Genomic DNA, 495 nt, shown 5'->3' with positions numbered 1-495 from the left:
TTCCGCAGCAAGGCTATTACTATGACGAGTATCGTCACCAAAGTCCCAGAAAGTCACATGGAAGTTATCGGTGTAGATCTGCTCTTGCGAAGCCGTCCAGCCTAACTCCAGTGTGGTGAAGTAAGAGGCATCGCTGCCAAAAGCGGTATCAAAGCCATCAAAAATGTCATCTGATTTACCCTTTGCGTCCGCGATACCACCGACCACATAAAAATTCTCACCCAACATATGACCAGCAGAAAGCGCAAGTACACCATCATCAGGTAAGCCCATCGCACCAGAGCCTGTCGAGAATGCCAAATTAGTAAAGCCAGACCATGGGCTTGCTAGAGCGTAAACATCCGCATAGTTAGTTACATCCTGCCAACCGACAACAATAGTGCCTTTGCCATCGTTAATTTTTTGCTTCCAATTTAAGTCCGTAACACGAAACCCTTGGTCACTGTATGCAGGGCCAATTGAACCGACATAGCCAAGTGGGCCGAATGAATAGTC

1 pseudogene is annotated in these 495 nt (G+C 47.3%); it reads right to left on the bottom strand.

Features of this window, described 5'->3' with window-relative positions:
- A pseudogene (locus AB4486_RS24305) lies at positions 1-495 on the bottom strand (porin); the annotation flags it as partial.

Origin of the sequence: Vibrio sp. 10N.222.55.C6, assembly GCF_041473395.1 — a bacterium.
Lineage (GTDB): Bacteria > Pseudomonadota > Gammaproteobacteria > Enterobacterales > Vibrionaceae > Vibrio > Vibrio crassostreae_C.
The sequence above is the reverse complement of the archived record's forward strand: the minus strand, read 5'-3'. Positions and strand labels throughout refer to the sequence as shown.